Genomic DNA, 22,438 nt, shown 5'->3' on the forward strand with positions numbered 1-22,438 from the left:
GCCGTGCGCGCGACCGCCGCTTCCGTGGGGGCCGCACTTGCCCTGATCGGTGTCCCTACCACTTTGACGTAGCCCTAAAAAATAGGTCGAATCCTTCCCCTGGGAGTGAGGGCGCGACGCCCTCGCTCCCAGGAGAAGGATTCGACCTGCACGGCCTGTTTGAAGCGAGACGCCCTCGCTTCCAGGCTTGCCTGTTACCTGGTAAGAAGGTCAATTTCTGCGAGTTGCAGAAAGCGGTTGCCATAGTCGTCCTGACTCAATTCGGTGCCAAGGAGCCGGACGCAGCCGAGTGTGCGCGGGGCAATGGCGAAGGTGATCGGCTGGTTGCTCGGTTGGGGATAGCCGAACCGCGTGACCAGGGGCCGCCAGTTGCCCACGTCGGTGAAACGCGGGTCGCGCGGATCACAGGTGTGGGTGGCATCCGTCAACGCATACTGCAGCACAAAGTCTTGGGGAAAGCCCAGCGAGCGATCGTCTGGGCCGGCCCGCGGGCTGAGGCGTACCAGGTCAACCTGGGTCGGTTGGGCCAGCACCACCGCCGCCCACTCACTACTCGCCAAGTGCTCGGTATGGATGCCACTGCTCCAGGCCGTCTGGGGATTGCCATCACGGAGCAGGCCGGGACTCCAGTCGGCCCAGGTGGACGAGGCGGTGGCGTCGCGCAGCGCGAGGGCGCGTTCTCCGTCAAAGAGGGTCACGTCGGCGAGTTGGAGAAAGCGATTGCCATAGTCATCCTGACTGAGCTCGGCCCCGAACAGCCGGATACAGCCGAGCATGCGTGGGGCAAAGGTGAATTCAACGGGTTGGTTACTCGGTTGGGGATAGCCGAAGCGGGTGACCAGAGGCCGCCAGTTGCCCACGTCGGTAAAGCGCGGGTCGCTGGGATCACACGTGTGATTGGCATCCGTCACCGCATACTGCAGCACGAAGTCTTTGGGAAAACCCAGCGAGAGATTATCAGGGCCTGCGCGAGGCACGAGCCGCACGCGGTCAACCTGACTCGGTTGCGTCAACACCACGGCGGCCCACTCGCTACTCGCCAGGTGCTCGGTATGGATACCACTGCTCCAGGCGGTGTGGGGGCTCCCATCAAGCAAGTGGGCGACACTCCAATCGGCCCAGGTCGACGAGGCCGCCGCTTCGCGGAGGGCCAACGCGCGTTGGCCGTCCAAGACAGTCACGTCGGCGAGTTGGAGAAAGCGATTGCCATAGTCATCTTGACTAAGCTCGGCCCCGAAGAGCCGGACACAGCCGAGCGTCCGCGGGGCAAAGGTGAAGTCGATGGGTTGGTTGCTCGGTTGCGGATAGCCGAACCGCGTGACCAGAGGCCGCCAGTTGCTCACGTCGGGAAAGCGCGGGTCGCGAGGGTCACAGGTGTGATTGGCATCCGTTACCGCATACTGCACCACAAAGTCCTTGGGGAAGCCCAGCGAGCGATCGTCCGGGCCGGCACGCGGAGTGAAGCGCACGCGATCAACCTGGGTCGGTTGGGCCAACACCACCGCGACCCACTCACTCCCGACGAGATGCTCGGTATGGATGGTACTGCTCCAGACGGTATGCAGCGCATTGTCATTGAGATAGGACGCACGCCAGTCAGCCCAGGTGGACGAGACGGCGACCTGACTGATGGCGAGCTCGGTGAGGCTCGCGGTCGGAGTGGGGCTCGGGGTTGCCGTCGGGCTCGCCATCGCCGTCGGGCTCGCCGTCGCCGTTGTTGTTGCCGTGGGGAGTGGAGTTGACGTGATCTGAACCATCAAGCCACGGGTGCTCTCAAGAAACGAGGTGCCGGCGTAGGTAATCTCACTCTGCCGCAAGAGTGATGGCTCACCTAGATTAAAGGTGAGCTCAGTCGTGGCCTCATCATGAAGAGCCTGCAAGACAAACGTCCCCACAACAAACGTACCACTCGGGAAGGGTGCCTGTAGCGCACCCACAACGAGATCCAGCGTACCTTCGGCATTATTCACCTGACTCAAGAGACGGACAGGCAGCGCCGAGCCTGGTTCAAGCTTCAGAAGCGCAACCTTGCTGGGATCAAAATCGAGGAACGCCGCGACCCCATCAACCATGCGCGACCCTGCCACCACCTCGATTGTCACAGTCATCGTTGAGCCAGCAGCAAGCGTCAGCGTTGAGGGTGTCAGGCGTAACATTATTTGAGCTTCGGGCAACGGCGTTGCAGTTGGCAATTGCGTTGACGTCGTTGTTGGTGAACTGGTCGGCGTCGCAGTCAACGTCGGCGTCGGGGTCAGCGTTGCAGTCAACGTCGGCGTCGGGGTCAGCGTTGCAGTCAACGTCGGCGTCGGAACCTCGGCAATCTCCAGGGTCAAATCCCTGATTGCTTCCAGGATTGAAGTGCCAACCCAGGTAAGATCACTCTGGCGGAGCGGGGAGGTATCACCGCGATCGAAGGCGAGCGTGGTCGTGCCTTCAACGTCCAGCGCACGCACTTGAAACGTGGCGACCGCAAATGTCCCACTGGGGAAGGGGGCATTGAGCGCTCCCACAACCAGATCAACCGTGCCTTCAACGGGATCAACTGTGTTTAGCAAAACCAGCGGCAAGGCCGTCCCCACCTCCAATGACTCAAGCGCCACGCGAGAGGGATCAAAGTTGAGGAAGGCCGCAACCCCATCTACCGAACTGGCTCCGGCCTCGACCTCAATAGTCACGGTTGCTGTTTCACCTGGCGCAAGGGTCAAGGTGGAGGGATTGAGTTGCAACGTGATTGATGACTCAGCATGGAGGCTTACGAGGGGCAAAGCCAGACCCGCCAGCAAGAGTGCGGTCATGATCAAGCTGAACCAGAGGAAGGATGACAGACGACGGATTGGATCCATAGAAAACCTCTTGGTAGCACAGGGAAGGTTGGGCAAGATGATATGGTTTCAGAAGGGCCATGTTTTCGTACCACATGGCGGGCTCGTGATGCCGCAAGAAACAGGGTGCGTGCTCCTGAGCTCTCACAGGTCTTGAAGACCTGTGAGGGCTCAGGATGAAACGTGATTGAACTACCGGCGGATCAGGGGCAAATAGACCCGTCCACCTGCGCCAGTCAGGGTCAACTGCCACGGCGCTTCATCTGGCGTGAGCGCTTGCCCACGCAGGGTCACGAGGCTCTGACGGAGGGCGAGATCATCCACCAGCGTGATCTGGGTTCCCTGCGCATCACGACGCGCACGGAAGGTCATCGTCGCCAGCGGAACAACCCCGGTCGGCGGTGTTGCGTTGAGCGTCCCGCGCACCAGATTGATCTGCCCCGCAGTGGGAAGCACCTCACGTTGTAATTCCATTTCCAGGGTCGGATCGACCACCAGATCGACCACCTCCAAGACAGCCGGGTCAAAGTCGAAATAGGCCGCGATGCCATCAAGTCCACCAGAAGGCGCTTCAACCGCCACCTGCAACGTAACCTCCTCACCGGCCCTGACATCGCGACCTACCTGCGCGAGCGTCAGCGGGGCCTGAGTCAACCCCGTGCGGCTGGCGTTCAGCACATCTGGCTCACCCGACTGGCCAAAATTGCTTACCAGTAACGAGAAATCAACGACGCTAATCATCTCATCGCCATTGAAATCAGCCCGTGCATCGTAGCCATCCGCACCGCTCATGCGCCCAAATGTCCCGGCGAGCAGGGAAAAATCGAGCACGGTGATGCGATTGTCATTATTTGCATCGCCTGTCGGCAACGAGCCCACCTGGATCACCTGGGTCGTATCGGTAAAGGCCTGCGTATGTGCAACGCGCAGTGACTGGGGATGCTTTACGCGCAGGGTATAGGTACCTGACACCACACCCGCAAGCTGGAACTGCGCCCGATCATCGGTCGTGTGCTGCGCACGATACAGAGTCGTGGTCGCGGTCGGCACATGCAGGGCCACTTCAAGCGGCACCTGCAGACGCGCATGCGGCGGCTGAGGGCGTCCTTGAAGCTGGACGGCGACGGTAAAGGGTGCGCCTTCAACGACCGTGATCGTTGCGGGGCGGACGTCTTCTAGAAGCGACGCCCCCTCAAAGGTGACATCGCTCTGGCGCGGAGCCACCTGGCTTAACGTCAATGCGGTTCCGTCTGGGGCAACCTGTTTGGCACGGAAAGTCACAGTCGCCAGCGTAAAGGTTCCTTGCGGCCACGGTGCTGTGATGATGCCACGAGCGAGATCAAGCGTGCCAGCCGTATTGTCCAGTTTTTCGAGCAAGCTAATTGGGAAAGCGGTACCGGCAACCACCTGCGTGACTTCGAGCACCTCGGGATCGAAGGTCAGATAGGCAGCGGCGGCATCTACGTCATAGTCACCCGTGCGAATCTCAAGCGCCACGTTTATTGTGCCACTCACCGGCATCGTCGTTGCGGCAGGCTTGAGTTCCATCACCACCCCGGTTGCCGGATTGGCGCGGGCCGCAAAATCCTGTCCGGTCACATTGGCGTTGACCGTCACATTGCGTGTCGCTGGCTCAAAGCGATACCCCTCCTTCGTCGGGGTCAGCGTATAGGTTCCCGGTGGCACGTCGTTTAAGGTATATGCGCCCTCGGCGTTGGTCGTCGCATTCCGGGTTCCATCGCTGACCGTCACACCGGCGAGGCCAGCGCCCTCCGCATCAGTCACCTGACCGCTGATTGTATAGGTCAACAGACGGGCCGCAAAATTCTGTCCGGTCACATTGCCATTGACCGTCACATTGCGTGTTGCTGGCTCAAAGCGATACCCATCCTTCGTCGGGGTCAGCGTATAGGTTCCCGGTGGCACGTTGTTCAGCGTATACGCCCCCTCGGCGTTGGTCGTCGCATTCCGGGTTCCATCGCTGACCGTCACACCGGCGAGGCCAGCGCCCTCCGCATCAGTCACCTGACCGCTGACTCTAACCGCCGGGCAGAGGGAAGCGGTTCCTTCTTGCACCAGCGCATAGTCAAACAATGTATCAACGCCAATCGCCTCGTTGGGAAAATAGACCTCGGCGCGCAGCCCGGTATGGCCGCTCTGCTGGATCGTCAGACTCACCTCGTGACACATCCAGCCCTGCTGACTAACCGTGAACGTACGGTAGGCATTGTATTGCTCGCCGCCCATCGCCCAGAGGGCGAGCGTGCCGGTGCGCGTCGTCCCGGGTGGAGCGTGGATCATGAGCGCAAAGGTGTAGGTCGCGCCTGGGGTGGGAACATAGGGAATATCCTGGTAGAACGACGTACACTCAGGCTGCTCACCCCGGTTGGTCGCGAGAAAGCGCGTGCCATGAAACGCCGTCACGCCATAGATGCCCGACTCATAGGTGGTTCTATTGCACGAGCCATACCATTGCCAGGGAGCCGGGCCAGCGGGGTCTTCAAACGAGTTATTTTGCAGCGTCGCGCTCGCCGCTGTGACCGTGATCGGGAAAAAGACCGACCCCTGTGCTGGGGCACGAAACCAAGCGGTGCCCTCCTGGACGAAGTCAAACTCGATGCGATACGAGCCGGGGGTTGCCGGCGCACGCAGGGTAAACTGAAAGACGCCAATGGCCCCTGGTTGCACTACCCCGGGGCTAGCGATGCGATTCGGCCCAAGCCAGGAGGGATCATAGAACGGCGGATGGTTCTGATCGCGCGGGAGCGCAGTGATCTTGGTATTGGCATCCCAGGCCCCAGTTCCCGTATTGCGCAATTGCACCTGCACCTGCTGGGTGCTACCGGCCACCATCTGCGGTTGGAAGGTCTGGCTGACAAACTCGCCGCTGTAGGTTGCGGGGGGTGGCGCAACCGTCCCATTGTAACGGCGAATATCCGATATTCTGCCAGGATCAAGGACTGAAGGACCAAGAGTAGAGGTTGAATATGAACTGGGATTGTTAATCGTATATCGACCATCACTCCGCCTGCCGATCACAACAACCCAGTGTGCTCCACCATCGACACCTACAATCACCGGGCGTCGGTTGCGGAGCTCCGTATCAATGTCACCAGATCCTGAGTATGTTACCCCCGCAGGCATACACTGATTGCGCCAATAGAGCAGACATCCATTCAGATACCCTCCTTTATTTGTCAGGCATTGATTCAGTGCAGCAGGGTCGGTAAACGAAGGCTGATAATAATTGAAGAGCATCGCCATAGAAGTCATCGCACATCCATGGCTCCCAATCGTTACACTACATGTTCCCAGTCGATGCGAAGCCCACCGCGCATCACCTTGATTGAAGTAGGGCACGCTGATAGGGGCGATTTCCTGAGCAAGCATTGGCGGTGCAGCCTCACGATCAATGAGAGTAAAACCTTGATCAGTTGCATCTGGCGCAAGCCCAGGAATGAAAGTGGCAACGATGTCCGCAAAAACCCCTTCTTGTGAACCTCCTAACGGATAAATGAACTCATAGACATCCGTAGCGTACGTAAGCAACAGATGGGTATTCCAATGATCTCCAGCAAACAAGCGATACGCACACGCATCCTGCTGATTAACCACCAGATGTTGACAGGCTGCAGCAGTAGCTGCAGAGCGATGGTTGGATGGTGAGTCTAACCATTCTTCCAGAGAAAGCTGATCCGGATTCGCAAACATTTGCACTACCAACGGGCTAGTAGCATGATCAACCAAGATGTGCAGCACTCCCTCAGGTTGATAGAGCGTCGCCTTCCCGGTTGAAGGATACCAAAGGCGATAGCCCTGTTGCGTATTGACGAGTGCCTGCCAGATAGCAGTACGCTCACTTGGCGCACGCTGGATCAAAGGCAACCACACTTGGGTGCGTTCAACCTGAAGCGGAGGCTCTGTCAGCGTGGTTGTTGGCGTCATCGGCACGGTCGCACGAAATGTTGCGAATGTAGGCTCAGACAAAGCTGGGCGAGTCTCAAACTGCGCTGAAACAGCAGGCAACGGTTCATACGAAGACGAAGAGACAGCTGCACCTACCGTTGTGTGGCTCAGGTTAAGGGAAGCCAACAGCAGAGCAACTATGGAGAAGATCATCAGGCTCATCATTCTCGCGAGCAAGGATGGGCGATTCATAGCAAAGCCTTCCTACAATGATGCGAGAGCAATCAATCATCAAGCAAGCGGACAAGCAAAGCCACTGCTTTCTCTCGACACACTATCCCATGACATGCTAGGGTTCAATGCCGCGACGTACCACCTGTCATTTTCATATAAGACAAAAGTCTTACCTGGCGATAGTACTCAACCGCCGCTGCAATGCGGTTGGGGGCACCAAGTTTCTGGCGCAGGCTGAGCAGGTGTTGGCGCACAGTGGAAAGTGAGAGGTGCAGATGGGCGGCAATCACGCGATCACTTGCACCGCTGGCAACCATTTCGATCACCTTTTGCTCACGCGGGCTCAGTGGGGTCGCGCAAGGGGTGCATGCGGTGAGTGGCGGGCCATAATGCAGGTCATACTTGAGCGCGGCAACGGTGCGGTTCGCCGCGTCAAGTTTGTGACCGGCAAGCTGAATATATGTGGTGACGGTGTGAAGGCCAAGATAGAGCTGGGCCGCAATCTGGCCGTCGTTGTGACCACAAAGAACGAGACGCATTACGTCATGTTCACGTGGGGTAAGGAGGGGACGGTTGATCGTTGGCATCGCTTTGCTCCTCATTTCTGGAGAGAGAACGATCTACATCTCATCTGTACCAGAGAGGGGCAAAAGACTCTTGTTTTTGCAATGGAGGCACACATTGTTCGTCTGGCAACGAGGTTTTCTGATAATTTGACGCAAAGGCGCAAAGGCGCAGATGGTATACTTACCGGCATCGTAGGTGTCTCAGATCGCGAAGACCCTGGTGTGACGACAGCAAAGGAGCATGCATGCGTTACCAACGCGTTTCAAGGAGTTTTGTCGCCTTGCACCCGCGCCCGATCGGGGTGATTACGTTTTATGGGGGGCAGTTTTTTGGACAGTTGCCAACGACGGCGTATGCCCATTTTCTGGAGAGTCTGTTCGAGGCGGGGTATAGCCTGATGGTGGTGCCGTTTCAGTTCGGGTTTCGGCACGATCTGATTGCCGAACAGCTTCTGGTTGAGCGTGATACGCTGCGTGAGCGGCTCCCCCTGTTAGCCGAACTCCCACAGGCCTGGGTGGGGCATAGCGTGGGTTGTAAATATCTGGCCCTGCTTGAAGCGTTCACCGATAGCGCCACAGGCAAGTTTGTCTTGCCAGGGATGAGCCTGGCGTCGGCAACCCGTACTGGTATTCTTGATGAGCCGTCCCTCTTGCTGGCCCCGGATATGTCCGATACCAGGGATGCAGTGCCGTTTCTACCAGTTGTGCCCCGCTTGCTGGATCAGCTTGGCCTCGGCGTGCGGCCTTCCCGGGCCGAGACGCAACGCTTGATTGAGCAGGATGATCTCTTTGGGTTGACGGCGCTCATCTCGTTTGATCAGGATACGATTGCCGGGCGCGCCCACGAGTCGCCCGAGGTCAGCGATGTGGCCTGGTTCCTCCAGACACTAGAAGCACGAACGTCGTATCCGGTGCTACACCGCGAACTGGCTGGGGATCACCTCGAACCGGTTGGCATCCGTTATGGTGACATGGTCTATAGCCTGCGGTCGGCAAGTCTGCTTGGGAGCAAATCGGTGCCACGGGCGATCGAGCAGACAGCGCTAGAATTTCTGGCTGAACTCGGGCGTCGCCGCGACCGTGCGCCACGTAGGCGCTAAACATGCATGCCTTGGCTGTACGAAAATAGCCAGCTTTGCTGGCTATTTTCGTACGTCCAATGGCTTACGCCCATCCCTGACCGGGGGTCAGCGTGCGGTTGCGTTGCTGTCGGGATCAAGGGCAAAGAGCCGGATCCTGCATTGGCAGTTCCTCGGTTACCCCGCGCCCAACGTGCCTCCTGAACACCGTCCTCAGCCGTAGCGGCAGCATACCGCGCCCGTGGCGCGGTGTGGGGGGCGTGCGATCATGAAGGTCTGACCTGAAAGGATCCCCCTATGAATGATGGTGTGTCCACCTCTGTCCCGCCGGTTGATCTGCAGCACGTCTGCGGCCAGTTGTACCAATCTCTCGCTTGCCAGTCCGTTGCTCGTGCGTTTTTTGGAAGGCGGAAAGCCCGCCAGGGAAGGCCCAGAATACCTTGATGAACTCTCGGGCAAACCCTGGGCGAAGGAGTATCTTATGAAAAAGTCAAAAAGAAAAATCTTTATTGCAATCATCCTATCGCTTTCTGTGATTTGCACCGCGCTGATCCTGATCGCGCCGCGCTACGGAAATCTTTCGATCAACCTGCCGTTGGAACACAAGCCCGCTTTCGCTGCGGATACCAGCGCGTACCCAAGCCAACTCCGCGCCGAAGGCAACAAACTGATTGACGTGAACCGACAGGTCGTGACGCTGCGCGGGCTTATGCCTGCCGACCCGGCGGTGCTGAGACGCAAGGGGAAATTTGACCGCCTCTTCTTCGATAGGATGGCCGATTCGGGCGCCAATGTCATTCGTCTCCCTGTCCACCCCGAACGATGGGAACGCGATCCCGATTATTTGTGGCGTTACCTCGATCCGGCTGTTCAGTGGAACGGCGAGAACGGCGTCTACACCATCATTGACCTGCATTTCATCGGAGATATCGGGACGGATCGCGGGGTACAAATGCCCGACATCAAAATTCCAAGCGAGGATTTCGCTCTTGAGTTCTGGTTGCAGACGGCTTCCTACTTCAAGGATACCCCGCACGTCATCTTCGAGATCTTCAACGAACCGGCAGACATCTCCGCTTCGGACTGGCGGACAAACGCCCAGGCTCTGGTGGATGCGATCCGCTCCACGGGCGCAGACCAGTTGATTATCGTCGGGGGCATCGAGTATTCCCGTAACCTGTCCTGGGTGTTGGAAGAACCGATCAAGGGTGAAAATATCGCCTATGCCGCGCACATTTACCCGGCGCACGGCCGTTATTCTTGGGAGCGCTGGTTCGGGGCTGTTGCTGAAAAGTATCCAGTGGTGATGACGGAATGGGGCTGGATGGAATCTGATCCGGACGGCAAACAGCCTTACCTGGTTGGCCGCCGAAGTTCCTATGGCGAGCCGCTTATGGAATACCTCGATCAGCGTGGAATCGGCTGGGTGGCCTGTTGGTATGATGACGAATGGAAGCCAGCTATGTTTGCGTCAGACTTCGAGCAGGCAACCCCTTTTGGTGAATTTGTCCTGCAAAGGCTATCTGGACAGTAACTATCTTTGGCATGGTTTATTCGCATCAGGCTGTCCTTTACAAATTTTTACACGGAGGAATACGGAGAATTCATGGAGAAGCTGCTTACTTTCCTCCAAAATCTCCGTGACTCCTCCGTGCCCTCCATGTTAAATCCAACATTTGTAAAGGAGCATTCAGCCTGATTGGACCATGCCTTATCTTTTATCGGAGGAGAAAAGGCATGGGCGCAAGCCCAATCCAATCAGCCTACCCACCCAACCTATCTTTGGATAGGCGACTCGCGCCAACCTTCAGGTTAGACTGTGAACATGTTCATAAACAATTACCTGGAGGACACCATGACATATCTGAGTAAATTTCTTTTGTTAAGCATTATTTTGCTGCTGTTGGCAGGCTGTTCCCGCCCCAACGGCAATAGCACGGACACGGCGCAGATTGTGGGGGAGACGGCCGTTCTCATTGCCGACTTCTCTCCCCCATCCGGTTACGAGCCAGAATTTGGCCTGCACGCCATCGGCTACACCGTGGTAGCCTACAACAGCGGCGACAACGGCGGTCACCTCTATCTGGTGCAGGCCGGAGAAGGAACCGACGACACGATGATGACCACGCTGGAAGAGACGCTGGCGAATCTGGTTCCCGGCTACCGCGCCGATGACAGCCGGATGACGGTAGTGGAACAACGGCCGTTTTCCATCCGCGACCAACCCGTCACCCTGATCCTCAGCGAAGGGGCGAAGTGGGACAATGAGCGCGTGCGACAGGTAACGGCTGTTTTCCAGGGCAAAGAAGGCCCCACGCTGCTCACCCTACTGGAGCCGGTCAGCCAGTGGGATGAGGCGGCGGTGGAGAGTTTTCTCAGCTCAATCCGCTAGAAAAATGTGGGAGATCGCACCAATCGTCAATCATCAATCGCAGGAGGTACATGATGTCTCAAAATAACAGAAATGTTTCGGTTGTAATCGCTGTGGTTCTGATGCTGTTTGTCGCGGTGCTGGTAGCGACGCGGCAGGGAGAGGGGCGAGCAACGGCCGTTCCCGCAGGCTACCAACTCCTGGCCGAAGTGGATTTAAGTGACGGCCCCTTTGCCGACGCAGTGGTGGGCGAGTTGCTGGTGGGGGAAACGGCCGTTACCCACCTCCGCCTCTCCCTGCCCAACCTGGACACGCCCCGCTTTACCCTCCGCCTGCAAGCGGAAAACGGCGAGCCCTACACCGTCCTCCACGCCGAAAATTACCGCACCAACCAGGATGGCGGCGGCGACTGGGAAGAAACCCTGCCGCCCGGCGCTTACCAACTACGACTGACCGCCGCCCAAAGCGCCGGCCACGTCACCATCTCCCACCGCGCCCAACCAACCAACTAACCTTTGTCGCTTACGTCCCTTTATCCCTTTGGCTTAAATTCTTCTCAAGGAGTTTTGTCATGACTTCTCACAAACCAGCTCTCTCGCACGCGCTCACAGATGAGCCTGACATTACAAAGCAGCGGTTGACAACGGCCGTTGCCAGCCTCGCCCTCACCAGTTTCAGTGGGTTTCTGACGGCGTTATACATGCCGCGTGGGCCGGTAACGGCCCTTCACCTCTGGATCGTCCTCCTCAGCAGCCTGATAATCGGGTTGGTCGGCGGGCTGGCGCTGCGCAGCCGTTGGGCCTACCTCCTGCTGCCCCTCATCTACATCATCACCATCGAACTGACCCGCCTCAACATCGTCGGCCCCACCGTAGACGCCTTGCGCCTGGACAATCCTTTCGGCATCCTCGCCCTCATCGTCGGGCGCGGCTTTCATGGATTGGTCGCCTTCCCGGCCATGTGGTTAGGCATCGGCCTCGGCCTGGCCTGGGCAGCCGGGCAAACGCCCTGGCGGCAGCCGCTGCTCCTGTTCCTGGCCTTGTTCGTCGCCGCCCTGGCCGTCTTCAACGCCATCCCCGCCCGCACCCCGCCAGTGCTGGACGCCGAGGGGAACCCCATCCCCGGCAGTATCGCCGAGTTGACTAAAGTCCGCCTGGGCGGGCAAGAGCAAGCCATCATGCTCCACGGCCGCAGCCCCGACCTCCCCGTGCTGCTCTACCTCAGCGGCGGGCCAGGGCAGAGCGACCTGGCCTACTCCCGCGTCCTGCTGGCCGACTTGGCCCAAGATTTCATCGTCGTCGGTTGGGACCAACGCGGCGCGGGTAAATCCTACGCCGCCCTCGACCCCACCAGCGACCTGACGCTCGATCAGGCCATCGCCGACACCATCGAACTGACCAACTACCTGCGCCAGCGCTTCGACGAAGAGAAAATCTACCTGATGGGCGAATCCTGGGGTACGACGTTGGGCGTCCTGGCCGCGCAGCAACGGCCCGACCTCTACCACGCCTGGATTGGCAGCGGCCAGATGGTCAGCCAGCGTGAGACCGATCGCCAGCTTTACCGCGACGTACTCGCCCTGGCCGAGCGCACCGGCGACACCGCCCTGCGCGACCAGATGGTGGCCTTTGGCGAACCGCCCTACGCCGATGTACCCTATCCCAACGCCATTGTCATGAACAATTACCCCCGCCTCGAAACCCCCTACACGCCCCCCCGCGCCTATATCGAACGGGGCACGTCCGCCAACTTGGGGCCTTACGGCATCTTCGGCAGCGAATACAACTTTGTGGAGAAGGTCAACGTGCTGCGCGGCCTGATTGATATGTTCAGCATCCTCTACCCGCAGATTCAACACCTTGATTTCCGCCAGGACGTGCCCCGGCTGGACGTGCCGGTCTACATCCTGGATGGCGCGGCCGAACTACCGGCGCGGCGCGATCTGGCTCTGGAGTGGTTTGCCTTGCTAGACGCCCCCAGCAAGCAGCTCTACACCTTTGCCAATGCCGGGCATTCCGTCGCCTTTGAGCAGTTCGAGGCGCTGCGCGACATTCTGACGGGGACGGTTCTGCCGGAAACATATCCGCCCCACATGCGCCAATAAAGTGCGAGCGAGAGCGAAAGGCGGCCACCGACGCAAGTATATTCGCTGGCTTTACCTGAGCGTGTTAGCCGCGTTCCTGACTCTCCTCCTCATCCGCCTGGTCTGGCAAACAAGCACCGCTCCCATGGCCGTGCATGCACGGCCATGGGAGCGGTGCTTCGGACTCACCGTCATACCACCGCTGCTAACGTCTCACAAAGGGCAAATAAACCATAGGCGTCAGCACGTAGGGTTCGACCTCTAGCGGAACCTCCACTATCGTGGCTGAAACACGCCGAGGACGTTCACGTAGCGGATCATCAAGCCCCAGCAGATACACCACCTGGGCTAGCACTTCGGTCTGTACGAGACTCGTCGGGGTGGCAACACTGGTCACCGTGACAATATAGGAGCCTGGTAGCGCATCAGCCACGGTTTTGAGCAAGACGCGGAACCGGCCCTCGTCACCAACGATGATCGTCTCGCTGAGCAACTCACCGTTGATCTGCAGCCGTATCGTGTGCCCCACCGGGAATGACGTGCCGGTCAGCAGAAAGTAGCTGTCAGGAGCACCATCAGGATAGTTGAGCGTCAGGGTTATGCCAGGCTCAGGGGTGCTAGTCGGCTGCGCGGTTGGCTGCGCGGTCGGCTGTGCGGTTGGCTGTGCGGTCGGCTGCGTGGTCGGTTGCGCGGTCGGCTGTGCGGTTGGCTGTACGGTCGGTTGCGCGGTCGGCGTTGGTGTGCCACCCGGCGAAGGTGGGGTGATACGGATCGTACTGGCACGCGCCGCTGTGAATGTCCCCATCGGCGCAGCAATGTCTTGCCATGAACCACTGCCATCAACGCCTTCATAGGTCCAACCCATCGCCCCAGCATAGCAGTTGGCGTAGATCGACTCAAGCAATTGCAGTGGCGTCATCCCCGAACCATCGGCATTGGCGGGAAACTCACCAATAACCACCGGCTTATCAAAGCCAGCTTCCTGCCAACCCAACCGCATCGGCGAGAAAGTCCAGTTATTATCACCATTGGCCCAGGGGTAATAATGGATCTGATAATAATCCAGATAGCCCTCAGCATCATAGCGAGTCAACGCAGCATCACTGTACCAGTTACCCTCGGCCCCCGGAATAGTATCGCTATTCCACTTCATCGCTGCGGCACCAACCGTGATCAACTGGTTCGAGTTGCGCCGGATCGCCCCCGTCACTTCGGCAATAAATCGCTGCATCTCAGCAAGCGACACTGGGTTGTCAATATTCCAGTGGATCGACCCCGACTCCCGAATACCCCACTCGGGCTCATTGATGATCTCCCAGGTGATCACATTGGGATGCGTCCCAATGGTATAAGAAGTGCCAGCGATCGGGTAGCGCAGCATCGGGATAACGGCGTTGTCAATGAAGGCCTGGCGTTTGGTTGTATCAACCACCAGGTCACGCTGATTCTGGATGATGCCATTGGGGCGGGCCAACATATCGAATGACCAGAGCGTAAAGACAATATAGATGTCATGTTTGGCGGCAAGTTTGATCGCATCGGCCATGCTCGGGAGCGTATTGGCATCAAACCCGGTCGTCATGCCATTGGCAATCTCAGGGGCACCACGGCCATCAGCAAAGACCCACCAGCGCACACTGTTGACCCCCCGTGCTTTCAAGGCAGCAAACATCTGATCGGCACTCTCGGTCGTGTACGTGTGCTGCCACCACTCCTCCACCGTGCCAAAATCAGCGCCGAAGCCCCCATCAAGCCAGGGCACATTCATTCCCGCCAAAAACCAGTGCCCATCACGCCAGGGAACCAGATGGCTCTGATCAGCTGGACAAGCAGCAGCAGCACGGGCTGTACCTGTAACAGGACTCACGCCTGGGCTCAGGCTCACAATCAGCAGCACAAGCATCATGCAATATGATAGGCCGAGCATGACAGTACGGGTTGCACCCGAAGGGCTACGGCTCAACATATGTGTACCTCCTCGTTTCAAAAATCACAAATGACGTTTTTGTCATCGAGAGACAATAGATCAGGCTTGTTCATCCGTCAAATATGACGATCCTGTAATGTATGCAGGGTAGCACGCGGCAATTACGAGCGTATTACCAGTCCTTCGCCCGCAAGAGCCCTAAACCCAAGCCTTTGCAACGAAACACACGCAAAGCCACCACGGCGCGAATCGTTGGCAGGCAGATTTTCCATAATACGAAAAACTAAACCACCAGGTGGATTTTGTAACCGTGATGTAACTAAAACGGTATATAATAGGTTTCAACGGGGTTGTGAATGACCCTCATTGATGGTAACAGTTTGTGGAGTAGGGTTGGAAAAGTCGTTGCGGACTCATCGTCGAGGAAAGGATCTGAACGTATGAATCGTGAGCAGCAGATCGCTCAAATTGCCGAGGTTTGGAATTCACCACGTTTTGCCGGAATTGCACGTGGCTACAGCGCCGAGGAAGTCTATCGTCTAAGGGGTTCGGTACAGCCCGAGTCAACGCTGGCTCGCATGGGTGCCGAACGCCTCTGGAGTCTTTTGCATACCGAGCCCTTTGTCAATACCCTTGGTGCGCTCACTGGCAATCAGGCCGTGCAGCAGGTCAAGGCCGGGCTCAAGGCGATCTATCTGTCAGGGTGGCAGGTTGCCGCTGATGCCAACCTCGCCGGCCAGATGTACCCCGACCAAAGCCTCTATCCCGCTAATAGTGTGCCGATGGTCGTCAAGCGGATCAATCAGGCGCTGCAGCGCGCTGACCAGATCCAGCACTCCGAGGGCACCGGCGATACCTACTGGTTCGCGCCGATTATTGCCGATGGCGAAGCTGGCTTTGGTGGCCCGCTCAATGTCTTTGAGTTGACCAAGGCGATGATCGAGGCCGGCGCCGCTGGCGTCCACTTCGAAGACCAGCTCGCCTCTGAGAAGAAGTGTGGTCACATGGGTGGCAAGGTGCTCTTGCCGACCCAGCAGGCTGTCCGTAATCTCGTGGCCGCTCGGCTCGCCGCTGATGTGATGGGTGTGCCAACCCTCATTATTGCCCGCACTGATGCCAATGCCGCCAATTTGATCACCAGTGATGTGGATGAGCGCGACCATCCCTTCCTCACCGGCCAGCGCTCCCCTGAAGGCTTCTATTATGTCAATCCAGGCCTCGACCAGGCAATCTCACGCGGTCTGGCCTATGCTGAATATGCCGATATGGTCTGGTGTGAGACGGCTGAACCGAGTATCGAGGAGGCGCAGCGCTTTGCCGATGCGATCCATGCGAAGTATCCCGGTAAGCTGCTCGCCTATAACTGCTCACCAAGCTTCAATTGGAAGAAGAAATTGAGTGATGCCGATATCGCTCGCTTCCAGCGTGCGATTGGCGAGATGGGCTATAAGTTCCAGTTTGTGACCCTCGCTGGCTTCCATAGCCTCAATTACAGTATGTTTACCCTCGCCCACGGCTATAAGGATCGCGGCATGGCTGCCTACTCTGAGTTGCAGCAGGCCGAGTTCGCCGCCGAAGATCAGGGCTATACCGCTACCCGCCATCAGCGCGAAGTCGGTACTGGCTACTTCGATGAGGTGAGCATGGTGATTTCTGGAGGTACCTCCTCCACCACTGCCCTCGCTGGCTCAACCGAGGCCGAACAGTTCCACTAGGCGCGGACGAAGCCGCAGTCCTCAAAAAGATTTCTGCTGACGCACGATGCAAGCAATGCTTGCATCGTGCGTCAGCAGAAAGCTGAAAACTATTTCCACATGATGAAATAATGAAAGGACGGATCAATGGCCGATCTGAAATTGCCCGCTGGGATGCAGATCACTGGGCATGTGACACCGGAGTACACTGAGATTCTGACTCCCGAGGCGCTTGAATTGGTTGCCCTGCTCCATCGCCGTTTTAATGGGCGCCGTACGGCGTTGCTTGACCAGCGCACGACCCGACAGGCTGACCTCGATGCCGGCAAGTTGCCCGATTTTCTGCCCGAGACCGCTGAGATCCGCGCTGGTGACTGGAAGATTGCTCCCTTCCCTCCACATATCAATGATCGCCGCGTCGAAATTACTGGCCCCGTTGAGCGCAAAATGGTGATCAATGCCCTCAATTCCGGCGCAAAGGTCTTTATGGCCGATTTTGAAGATGCCAATACCCCCAACTGGGATAATCAGGTGCAAGGTCAGATCAATCTCCGCGATGCCCTGCGCCGTACCATTACCTTTACCTCACCCGAGGGCAAGGCCTATGCGCTGAGTGATAATCCGGCCATCCTCTTTGTACGCCCACGCGGCTGGCACCTCAACGAGAAGCATGTCCTCGTTGATGGTGAGGTCGTTTCTGGTGGTATCTTCGATTTTGCGCTCTATTTCTTCCACAATGCCCGCCAGGCGATCGAAATCCAGGGTGGCCCCTATTTCTATCTGCCCAAACTCGAAAGCCACCTCGAAGCGCGCCTCTGGAATGAGATCTTTCTCGCTGCTCAGGAGTATGTCGGCCTCCCCACAGGCACCATCAAAGCGACGGTGCTGATCGAGACGATCCTCGCCGCCTTCGAGATGGACGAGATCCTCTATGAACTGCGCGAACACTCCGCTGGGCTCAATTGTGGTCGCTGGGACTATATCTTCTCGTGCATTAAGAAGTTCCGTACCAATCCCGATTTCTGTCTCGCCGATCGTGCCCTCGTGACGATGACGACCCACTTTATGCGTTCGTATTCGTTGCTGGCAATCAAGACCTGTCACCGCCGGGGTGCCCACGCGATGGGCGGGATGGCGGCCCAGATTCCGATCAAAAATGACCCCGAGGCGAATGAGGCGGCCATGTCCAAGGTGCGCACCGATAAAGAGCGTGAGGCAACCGATGGGCACGATGGAACATGGGTTGCGCACCCAGGGTTGGTGCCGATTGCCCTCGATGCGTTTAATACCGTCATGAAGACACCAAATCAGATTAGCCGCACCCGTGATGACGTTGAGGTCACGGCCGCCGATCTGCTCACCTTCCAACCAGAAGCCCCCATCACCGAGCAGGGCCTTCGCCTCAATCTCAATGTCGGTATTCAGTACCTCGGGTCGTGGCTGGCTGGCAATGGCTGTGTGCCGGTCTTTAATCTGATGGAAGATGCCGCCACCGCCGAGATTTCAAGGGCGCAGATCTGGCAGTGGATCCGGAGTCCCAAGGGCGTGCTGCACGATGGGCGCAAAGTGACCGTCGAGCTCTTCCGGACGATGTTGCCCGAAGAACTGGCGAAGATCAAGGAACAGCTTGGCCCAGCGTATGCCGATGGCAAATACGAAGAGGCCGCCAAACTCTTTGATCTGATTACGACCAGCGATGACTTTGTCGAGTTCCTGACGCTGCCGGCCTACGATCATATTGATTAAGGCATTCACATGAAGACCGAAAATATGCTCTTGATGGTCTATAGTTTCACCAGCGCCAGTCGGGCCGAAGCAGTTCGCTCTGTCATCGAAACCCTCGACCGGCAGATTGGGGAACGAACCGGGCACTTTGCCGTGGTGATGAAGCGTGAGGATGGCTCGATCAGCCTCCGCGAGCCGCGTGATTTCGGTGAGGAATTGGCCGATTTGACCACCTCACTGGTCGGCGGTCTCACCTGGTTTGCCTATACGTTCGTTGGCCTGATGGGGACCCAGCCTGCTGCGTTTGTGGAACGCGTGACCAGTGAGGCAACCCGCCGGATGGTGCGCGAGACGGGCTTTCCCGAGCAGTCGCTCTATGAGATCGGGGCGGAACTTGATACCGGCTCGGCCGCGATTGTTGGTCTGATCCCGGCTGAAGAACGCGATGTCCTTGTCGCTGAACTCGAACGACTCGGCGGCAAGCTCTGGGAACATCCAATCCCATCCGCCATTGTCGCTGAATTACACACCGCTACGTAGCCATGAATCACCCCGGGGGGCCACTGGCCCCCCGGAAGTAGCAGGCCCGGTCGTACGCCCGGACTCAGACGCGCATCTGGTGCTCGCGACGAGCATGAACTAGGGTGCAGATCGCATGCGCCGCACAGCGCGGGCATGTCTCACTCATCAGCACCGGTGCGGAACCACCCTCCGACGCAATCGCACTAAAATCAAGGGCGAGCACTCGCTGTACGGTTACTCCCCTGATCTTCGCCAGCGCATGATCAACCTGTTCCATCAACGACTCATCGAGCGTCCCCGCTACCGTAATGCCGTCAAGGGCCAGCACTAGTTCAATCACTGCTTGATCAAGCGCACCGCACCCTACCGTCGATAGATCAAGGGCAACCCGACGAGCAAGCGCAGCAAAACTCCGAATGGCAGCAAGACTCCACGCGCCACTCGCAATCGACTCCCACGCGATGGCGATCGACCGGAAGGCTTCCACCGAGCGGTAGAGATCATTGAGCTGTGCCTGACTAAAGCCTTGGTCTTGTGTCGTTGCAGAGGTTATTCTGCGAACTGCCATAATCTGCCTCCACGCTGGGGTTCTGCACTCAGTCAAGCTGTTGCGACCGATGCACGCATTGTCAGCAGCTCGCCAAAGGAACAGGAAAGGGCTCAATACTTCTGGCAGAAGAACTGTCAGCCCCATTGCAGACAGTTCTTCCACTCATAGCCCCTAGCATATCATGCGGCAAATCCGAGCGCACTACGTAGCAATACGGAATGATGCTCTGTAGCAATGCGGAGATGTGAGCGCCACGTTAGCTATCGAGGCTCACGATGCCACGACGCACGGCATAGCGAATGAGGTCAAGTGGGGTATGCAAGCCCAGTTTGCGCATCATGCTGGCGCGATGGGTGTCAACGGTACGCACACCAATCATCAGGCGCTCGGCAATTTCGGCGCTGGTCATGCCCTGGGCGGCCAGGTAGAGGATCTCGCGTTCACGGGCCGTCAGCGTTTCATACAGATCCAGTGTCGTCTCAACCGTCTGTGAAGCATAGGCATCCAGGGCTTTCTCTGACAACGGTGGGCTCAGATACCGACGTCCAGCAGCAGCCTGGTGCAAGGCATAGAGAAAATCATTCGAGAGGGCTTCTTTGAGCACGTACGCGGTCACGCCAACCCGTAAGGACTCACGGACATACGATTCATCAGAATGCATCGAGAGAATAATAATCCGTGTGCCTGATGAGATCTGACGCGCCTGACGGGCAACTTCAAGGCCACTCAACCCCGGCATCATCAGATCAACTACCAGGAGGCTCGGTTGCAAACGTTCAACGAGAGCGAGCGCCTCGAGGCCATTGCCAGCCTCACCGACCACCGAACAATCCATTTCATTCTCTAACAAGGCTCGCAAGCCAGCCCGTACGACTGCATGGTCATCGGCAAGCACAATGGTCAACACGCCCATCAAAAGCGCTCCTCTGGCGGTGTGAGTGGAATCTCAGCCAGTACCCGAACACCCTCGCCAGGTGTCGACTCAACGGTCAAGTATCCACCCGCGAGGCGCACTCGTTCTTGCATGCCGATCAGTCCACTTGAGCTATACGCGGTCAAGGCAAGCTCCACATCAAAGCCAACCCCTTCATCCATCACCTGAACCGCCAGGATCGCATCGGTCGCCCAGACTTGCACCAGCGCCCGCGTTACCTTGGCGTGACGCGCCACATTTGTCAGGGCTTCTTGGACGACACGATACGCGGTGGCCCCCACCGACGGGGTGATCACCTGTTGATCGAGCCCGGCATGCTGCAATTGCACCTGAATGCCAGTCTGATCGCCATAACGTCGGGTAAACCAGACCAGCGCCGGTAAGAGCCCCAGATCGTCAAGCATCGCGGGCCGCAGATTCAACGAGAGTGTCCGCACCTGAGTGGTGAGTTGATTCACCTGTCGTTGTACCTGGGCGATCCGTTCGCGCAGCATTTCGACGGGCATCCGGTCCGACACGGTCAACGCAAGGCTCAGACTCGTCAACATCTGGCCGATCTCATCATGGAGTTCGCGGGCCAGATGGGCGCGCTCGGTCTCTTGCACCGCCACGAGGCGCTCAGAAAGAGCGCGCATCCGTGCCCGTCCACTGGTCACCTCGCCAAAGAGCCGCGCATTTTGCAACGCAATCGCCGCAGGCATCGCCAGCAATTCGGCCATGTCAACATGTTCCGGGGTAAAGAAGTTGGCTTCGGCCTTATCAAGGCAAAAGACCCCGATCACCGTTTCACCCGCCAGCAATGGAACGCCAAACCAGTTGCGGATATGCCCAAACCCTGGACGAACCTGCCAGCGGGTTGCATTGGCCGTATCCATCACCAGAAAGCTCCGCCGACGTTCAACAATCGGCTTGAGCACGGGATCAGCCCCAACATCCACCGACAAGCCGACGATGCCTTCGGCCGTCCCAAAGCGTTCATAGCCTCGGGCAGCGCGAAACACAAGCCGATCATCGCCTTCGAGCAAGAGCACCGCTGCACTATCGTAGGGCACCAGGCTACTCAGATGCTCAAGCAGGGCGGCCATCACATGGTCGGCATCGAGACTCCGCGTCAATGCCAGATTCGCCGAGTGCAGCACTTCGGCGACATGGCGCGCATGGCGTTCCGCCTCAAGCGCCTGGATCAAGGCCTCTTCGGTACGACGCCGATCCGTTACATCGCGCGCAATGCCCTCGATCGCGACCGGACGCCCAAGCGTGTCACGGATCAGGCGGTTTCGTTGCTCGGTCCAGACCAGGTTGCCATTGCGGTGCTGCCAGCGCAGCATGACTGGGTGGCCGCTATGGGCCCCCGACAAGATGGTCTGCAACAAGAGTCGATCACTCGGATGGACGATCTTGCTGCTCAGATGAGGGTCTTGATAATGCTCTTCGGGGGTATAGCCGAGCATCGTGGTTGCGGCGGGACTGACATACTCAAACCCCGGATCGGGCGTAATCCGGTAGCGGTAGATCATATCAACCGCGTTTTCGGCGAGTAGACGAAAGCGCTCTTCACTATTGATCAGTACCGAGGGGGCCTCACTCTCGGCGGTATGTCTGATTTCCGTTGCCAACAGGCCATACCCAGGCCCGGTCAGCCCATCAAACAAGGGGTAGGCATGCAAGACCCAACGGTGCGAGCGCCCCTGAACCAGAATATCGAACTGGATTTCGCGTTTGCTTACCCCCGACGAGGCAGCCTGGGCGATCAACTCAAGCACGGCAGGGGCGTGATCACGAAAAACCTCACTCGCATGGTGCCTAACATACTCCAGTGACGTTAACCCGATCAGTTCGGCCATCAGGCTATTGAGCATCAAAACTCGCATCTCGGGATCGAGCAACGCAATGCCCACTGGTGCATCCAACAACAGTGTCCAGAGCATTGGCATCGTCTCGGTCGAGCCACCCTGTGGCAAGTGCGAGTTCATGAGGGTCCCTTCCTTGAAGCTTATGGCTGGACTATAGTATACGATACTCTAC

General features: G+C 58.1%; 15 protein-coding genes. 8 read left to right on the forward strand and 7 right to left on the reverse strand.

Annotated features, from left to right (window positions below):
- Positions 1-194 precede the first annotated feature (194 nt).
- The 3 genes from A9Q02_RS17945 to A9Q02_RS17955 form a co-directional block, all read right to left on the reverse strand.
- Entirely contained in the window at positions 195-2,843 is a 2,649-nt protein-coding gene (locus tag A9Q02_RS17945) for a discoidin domain-containing protein (RefSeq protein ID WP_097654456.1), read from the reverse strand.
- Positions 2,844-3,014: 171 nt separating this feature from the next.
- Positions 3,015-6,980 carry a carboxypeptidase regulatory-like domain-containing protein gene (locus A9Q02_RS17950; RefSeq protein ID WP_097654457.1) on the reverse strand — a complete coding sequence of 1,322 codons (3,966 nt, stop codon included), beginning with the start codon at positions 6,978-6,980 and terminating at the stop codon, positions 3,015-3,017.
- A 104-nt stretch (positions 6,981-7,084) separates the two neighbouring features.
- Positions 7,085-7,549: a LuxR family transcriptional regulator gene (locus A9Q02_RS17955; RefSeq protein ID WP_172451114.1), complete on the reverse strand. Its 465-nt coding sequence runs from the start codon at positions 7,547-7,549 to the stop codon at positions 7,085-7,087.
- A 224-nt stretch (positions 7,550-7,773) separates the two neighbouring features.
- On the opposite strand from A9Q02_RS17955, the gene A9Q02_RS17960 reads away from it, so the two are divergent.
- From A9Q02_RS17960 to A9Q02_RS17980, 5 genes are all read left to right on the forward strand, one after another.
- Positions 7,774-8,628, forward strand: coding sequence for a DUF1350 family protein (locus A9Q02_RS17960; protein WP_097654459.1), 855 nt, complete (start codon positions 7,774-7,776; stop codon positions 8,626-8,628).
- 460 nt (positions 8,629-9,088) lie between these two features.
- Entirely contained in the window at positions 9,089-10,141 is a 1,053-nt protein-coding gene (locus tag A9Q02_RS17965; protein WP_172451116.1) for a glycoside hydrolase family 5 protein, read from the forward strand.
- A gap of 321 nt (positions 10,142-10,462) precedes the next feature.
- Positions 10,463-10,999, forward strand: coding sequence for a hypothetical protein (locus A9Q02_RS17970; protein ID WP_141509013.1), 537 nt, complete (start codon positions 10,463-10,465; stop codon positions 10,997-10,999).
- 50 nt (positions 11,000-11,049) lie between these two features.
- A complete protein-coding gene (locus tag A9Q02_RS17975) occupies positions 11,050-11,490 on the forward strand; it encodes a hypothetical protein (RefSeq protein ID WP_097654462.1) in 441 nt (146 codons plus the stop codon).
- 59 nt (positions 11,491-11,549) lie between these two features.
- A complete protein-coding gene (locus A9Q02_RS17980) occupies positions 11,550-13,082 on the forward strand; it encodes an alpha/beta fold hydrolase (RefSeq protein ID WP_097654463.1) in 1,533 nt (510 codons plus the stop codon).
- Positions 13,083-13,266: 184 nt separating this feature from the next.
- On the opposite strand, the gene A9Q02_RS25090 is transcribed toward A9Q02_RS17980, so the two are convergent.
- Complete coding sequence (locus tag A9Q02_RS25090) at positions 13,267-15,027, reverse strand: PT domain-containing protein (RefSeq protein WP_281256923.1); 1,761 nt, start codon at positions 15,025-15,027, stop codon at positions 13,267-13,269.
- A gap of 401 nt (positions 15,028-15,428) precedes the next feature.
- Between A9Q02_RS25090 and aceA the strand changes: the two genes are divergently transcribed.
- The 3 genes from aceA (at position 15,429) to A9Q02_RS18000 (ending at position 18,947) form a co-directional block, all read left to right on the forward strand.
- Positions 15,429-16,703, forward strand: coding sequence for an isocitrate lyase (gene aceA / locus A9Q02_RS17990; protein ID WP_097654464.1), 1,275 nt, complete (start codon positions 15,429-15,431; stop codon positions 16,701-16,703).
- A 126-nt stretch (positions 16,704-16,829) separates the two neighbouring features.
- On the forward strand, positions 16,830-18,428 hold the full coding sequence (gene aceB, locus A9Q02_RS17995; protein ID WP_097654465.1) for a malate synthase A: 1,599 nt from the start codon (positions 16,830-16,832) through the stop codon (positions 18,426-18,428).
- Positions 18,429-18,437: 9 nt separating this feature from the next.
- On the forward strand, positions 18,438-18,947 hold the full coding sequence (locus A9Q02_RS18000) for an amidohydrolase family protein (RefSeq protein ID WP_097654466.1): 510 nt from the start codon (positions 18,438-18,440) through the stop codon (positions 18,945-18,947).
- A gap of 64 nt (positions 18,948-19,011) precedes the next feature.
- Here the strand turns inward: A9Q02_RS18000 and A9Q02_RS18005 are convergent, their stop codons facing one another.
- The 3 genes from A9Q02_RS18005 to A9Q02_RS18015 form a co-directional block, all read right to left on the reverse strand.
- Positions 19,012-19,497, reverse strand: coding sequence for a hypothetical protein (locus A9Q02_RS18005; protein ID WP_097654467.1), 486 nt, complete (start codon positions 19,495-19,497; stop codon positions 19,012-19,014).
- 238 nt (positions 19,498-19,735) lie between these two features.
- Positions 19,736-20,392 carry a response regulator gene (locus A9Q02_RS18010; RefSeq protein WP_216361549.1) on the reverse strand — a complete coding sequence of 219 codons (657 nt, stop codon included), beginning with the start codon at positions 20,390-20,392 and terminating at the stop codon, positions 19,736-19,738.
- Positions 20,392-22,386, reverse strand: a complete 1,995-nt coding sequence (locus A9Q02_RS18015) for a PAS domain S-box protein (RefSeq protein WP_097654468.1) — start codon at positions 22,384-22,386, stop codon at positions 20,392-20,394. Before A9Q02_RS18015 ends, A9Q02_RS18010 begins: the two co-directional genes overlap by 1 nt.
- Positions 22,387-22,438 lie beyond the last annotated feature (52 nt).

This window comes from Candidatus Chloroploca asiatica, from assembly GCF_002532075.1.
In the GTDB taxonomy this organism is placed as follows: Bacteria; Chloroflexota; Chloroflexia; order Chloroflexales; family Chloroflexaceae; genus Chloroploca; species Chloroploca asiatica.

Excerpts from the sequence above, each read along its gene's own strand:
- A9Q02_RS17945 (WP_097654456.1), bottom strand. The coding sequence starts at position 2,843 with ATGGATCCAATCCGTCGTCTGTCATCCTTCCTCTGGTTCAGCTTGATC.
- A9Q02_RS17950 (WP_097654457.1), bottom strand. The coding sequence starts at position 6,980 with ATGAATCGCCCATCCTTGCTCGCGAGAATGATGAGCCTGATGATCTTC.
- A9Q02_RS17955 (WP_172451114.1), bottom strand. The coding sequence starts at position 7,549 with ATGCCAACGATCAACCGTCCCCTCCTTACCCCACGTGAACATGACGTA.
- A9Q02_RS17960 (WP_097654459.1), top strand. The coding sequence starts at position 7,774 with ATGCGTTACCAACGCGTTTCAAGGAGTTTTGTCGCCTTGCACCCGCGC.
- A9Q02_RS17965 (WP_172451116.1), top strand. The coding sequence starts at position 9,089 with ATGAAAAAGTCAAAAAGAAAAATCTTTATTGCAATCATCCTATCGCTT.
- A9Q02_RS17970 (WP_141509013.1), top strand. The coding sequence starts at position 10,463 with ATGACATATCTGAGTAAATTTCTTTTGTTAAGCATTATTTTGCTGCTG.
- A9Q02_RS17975 (WP_097654462.1), top strand. The coding sequence starts at position 11,050 with ATGATGTCTCAAAATAACAGAAATGTTTCGGTTGTAATCGCTGTGGTT.
- A9Q02_RS17980 (WP_097654463.1), top strand. The coding sequence starts at position 11,550 with ATGACTTCTCACAAACCAGCTCTCTCGCACGCGCTCACAGATGAGCCT.
- A9Q02_RS25090 (WP_281256923.1), bottom strand. The coding sequence starts at position 15,027 with ATGTTGAGCCGTAGCCCTTCGGGTGCAACCCGTACTGTCATGCTCGGC.
- aceA (WP_097654464.1), top strand. The coding sequence starts at position 15,429 with ATGAATCGTGAGCAGCAGATCGCTCAAATTGCCGAGGTTTGGAATTCA.
- aceB (WP_097654465.1), top strand. The coding sequence starts at position 16,830 with ATGGCCGATCTGAAATTGCCCGCTGGGATGCAGATCACTGGGCATGTG.
- A9Q02_RS18000 (WP_097654466.1), top strand. The coding sequence starts at position 18,438 with ATGAAGACCGAAAATATGCTCTTGATGGTCTATAGTTTCACCAGCGCC.
- A9Q02_RS18005 (WP_097654467.1), bottom strand. The coding sequence starts at position 19,497 with ATGGCAGTTCGCAGAATAACCTCTGCAACGACACAAGACCAAGGCTTT.
- A9Q02_RS18010 (WP_216361549.1), bottom strand. The coding sequence starts at position 20,392 with ATGGGCGTGTTGACCATTGTGCTTGCCGATGACCATGCAGTCGTACGG.
- A9Q02_RS18015 (WP_097654468.1), bottom strand. The coding sequence starts at position 22,386 with ATGAACTCGCACTTGCCACAGGGTGGCTCGACCGAGACGATGCCAATG.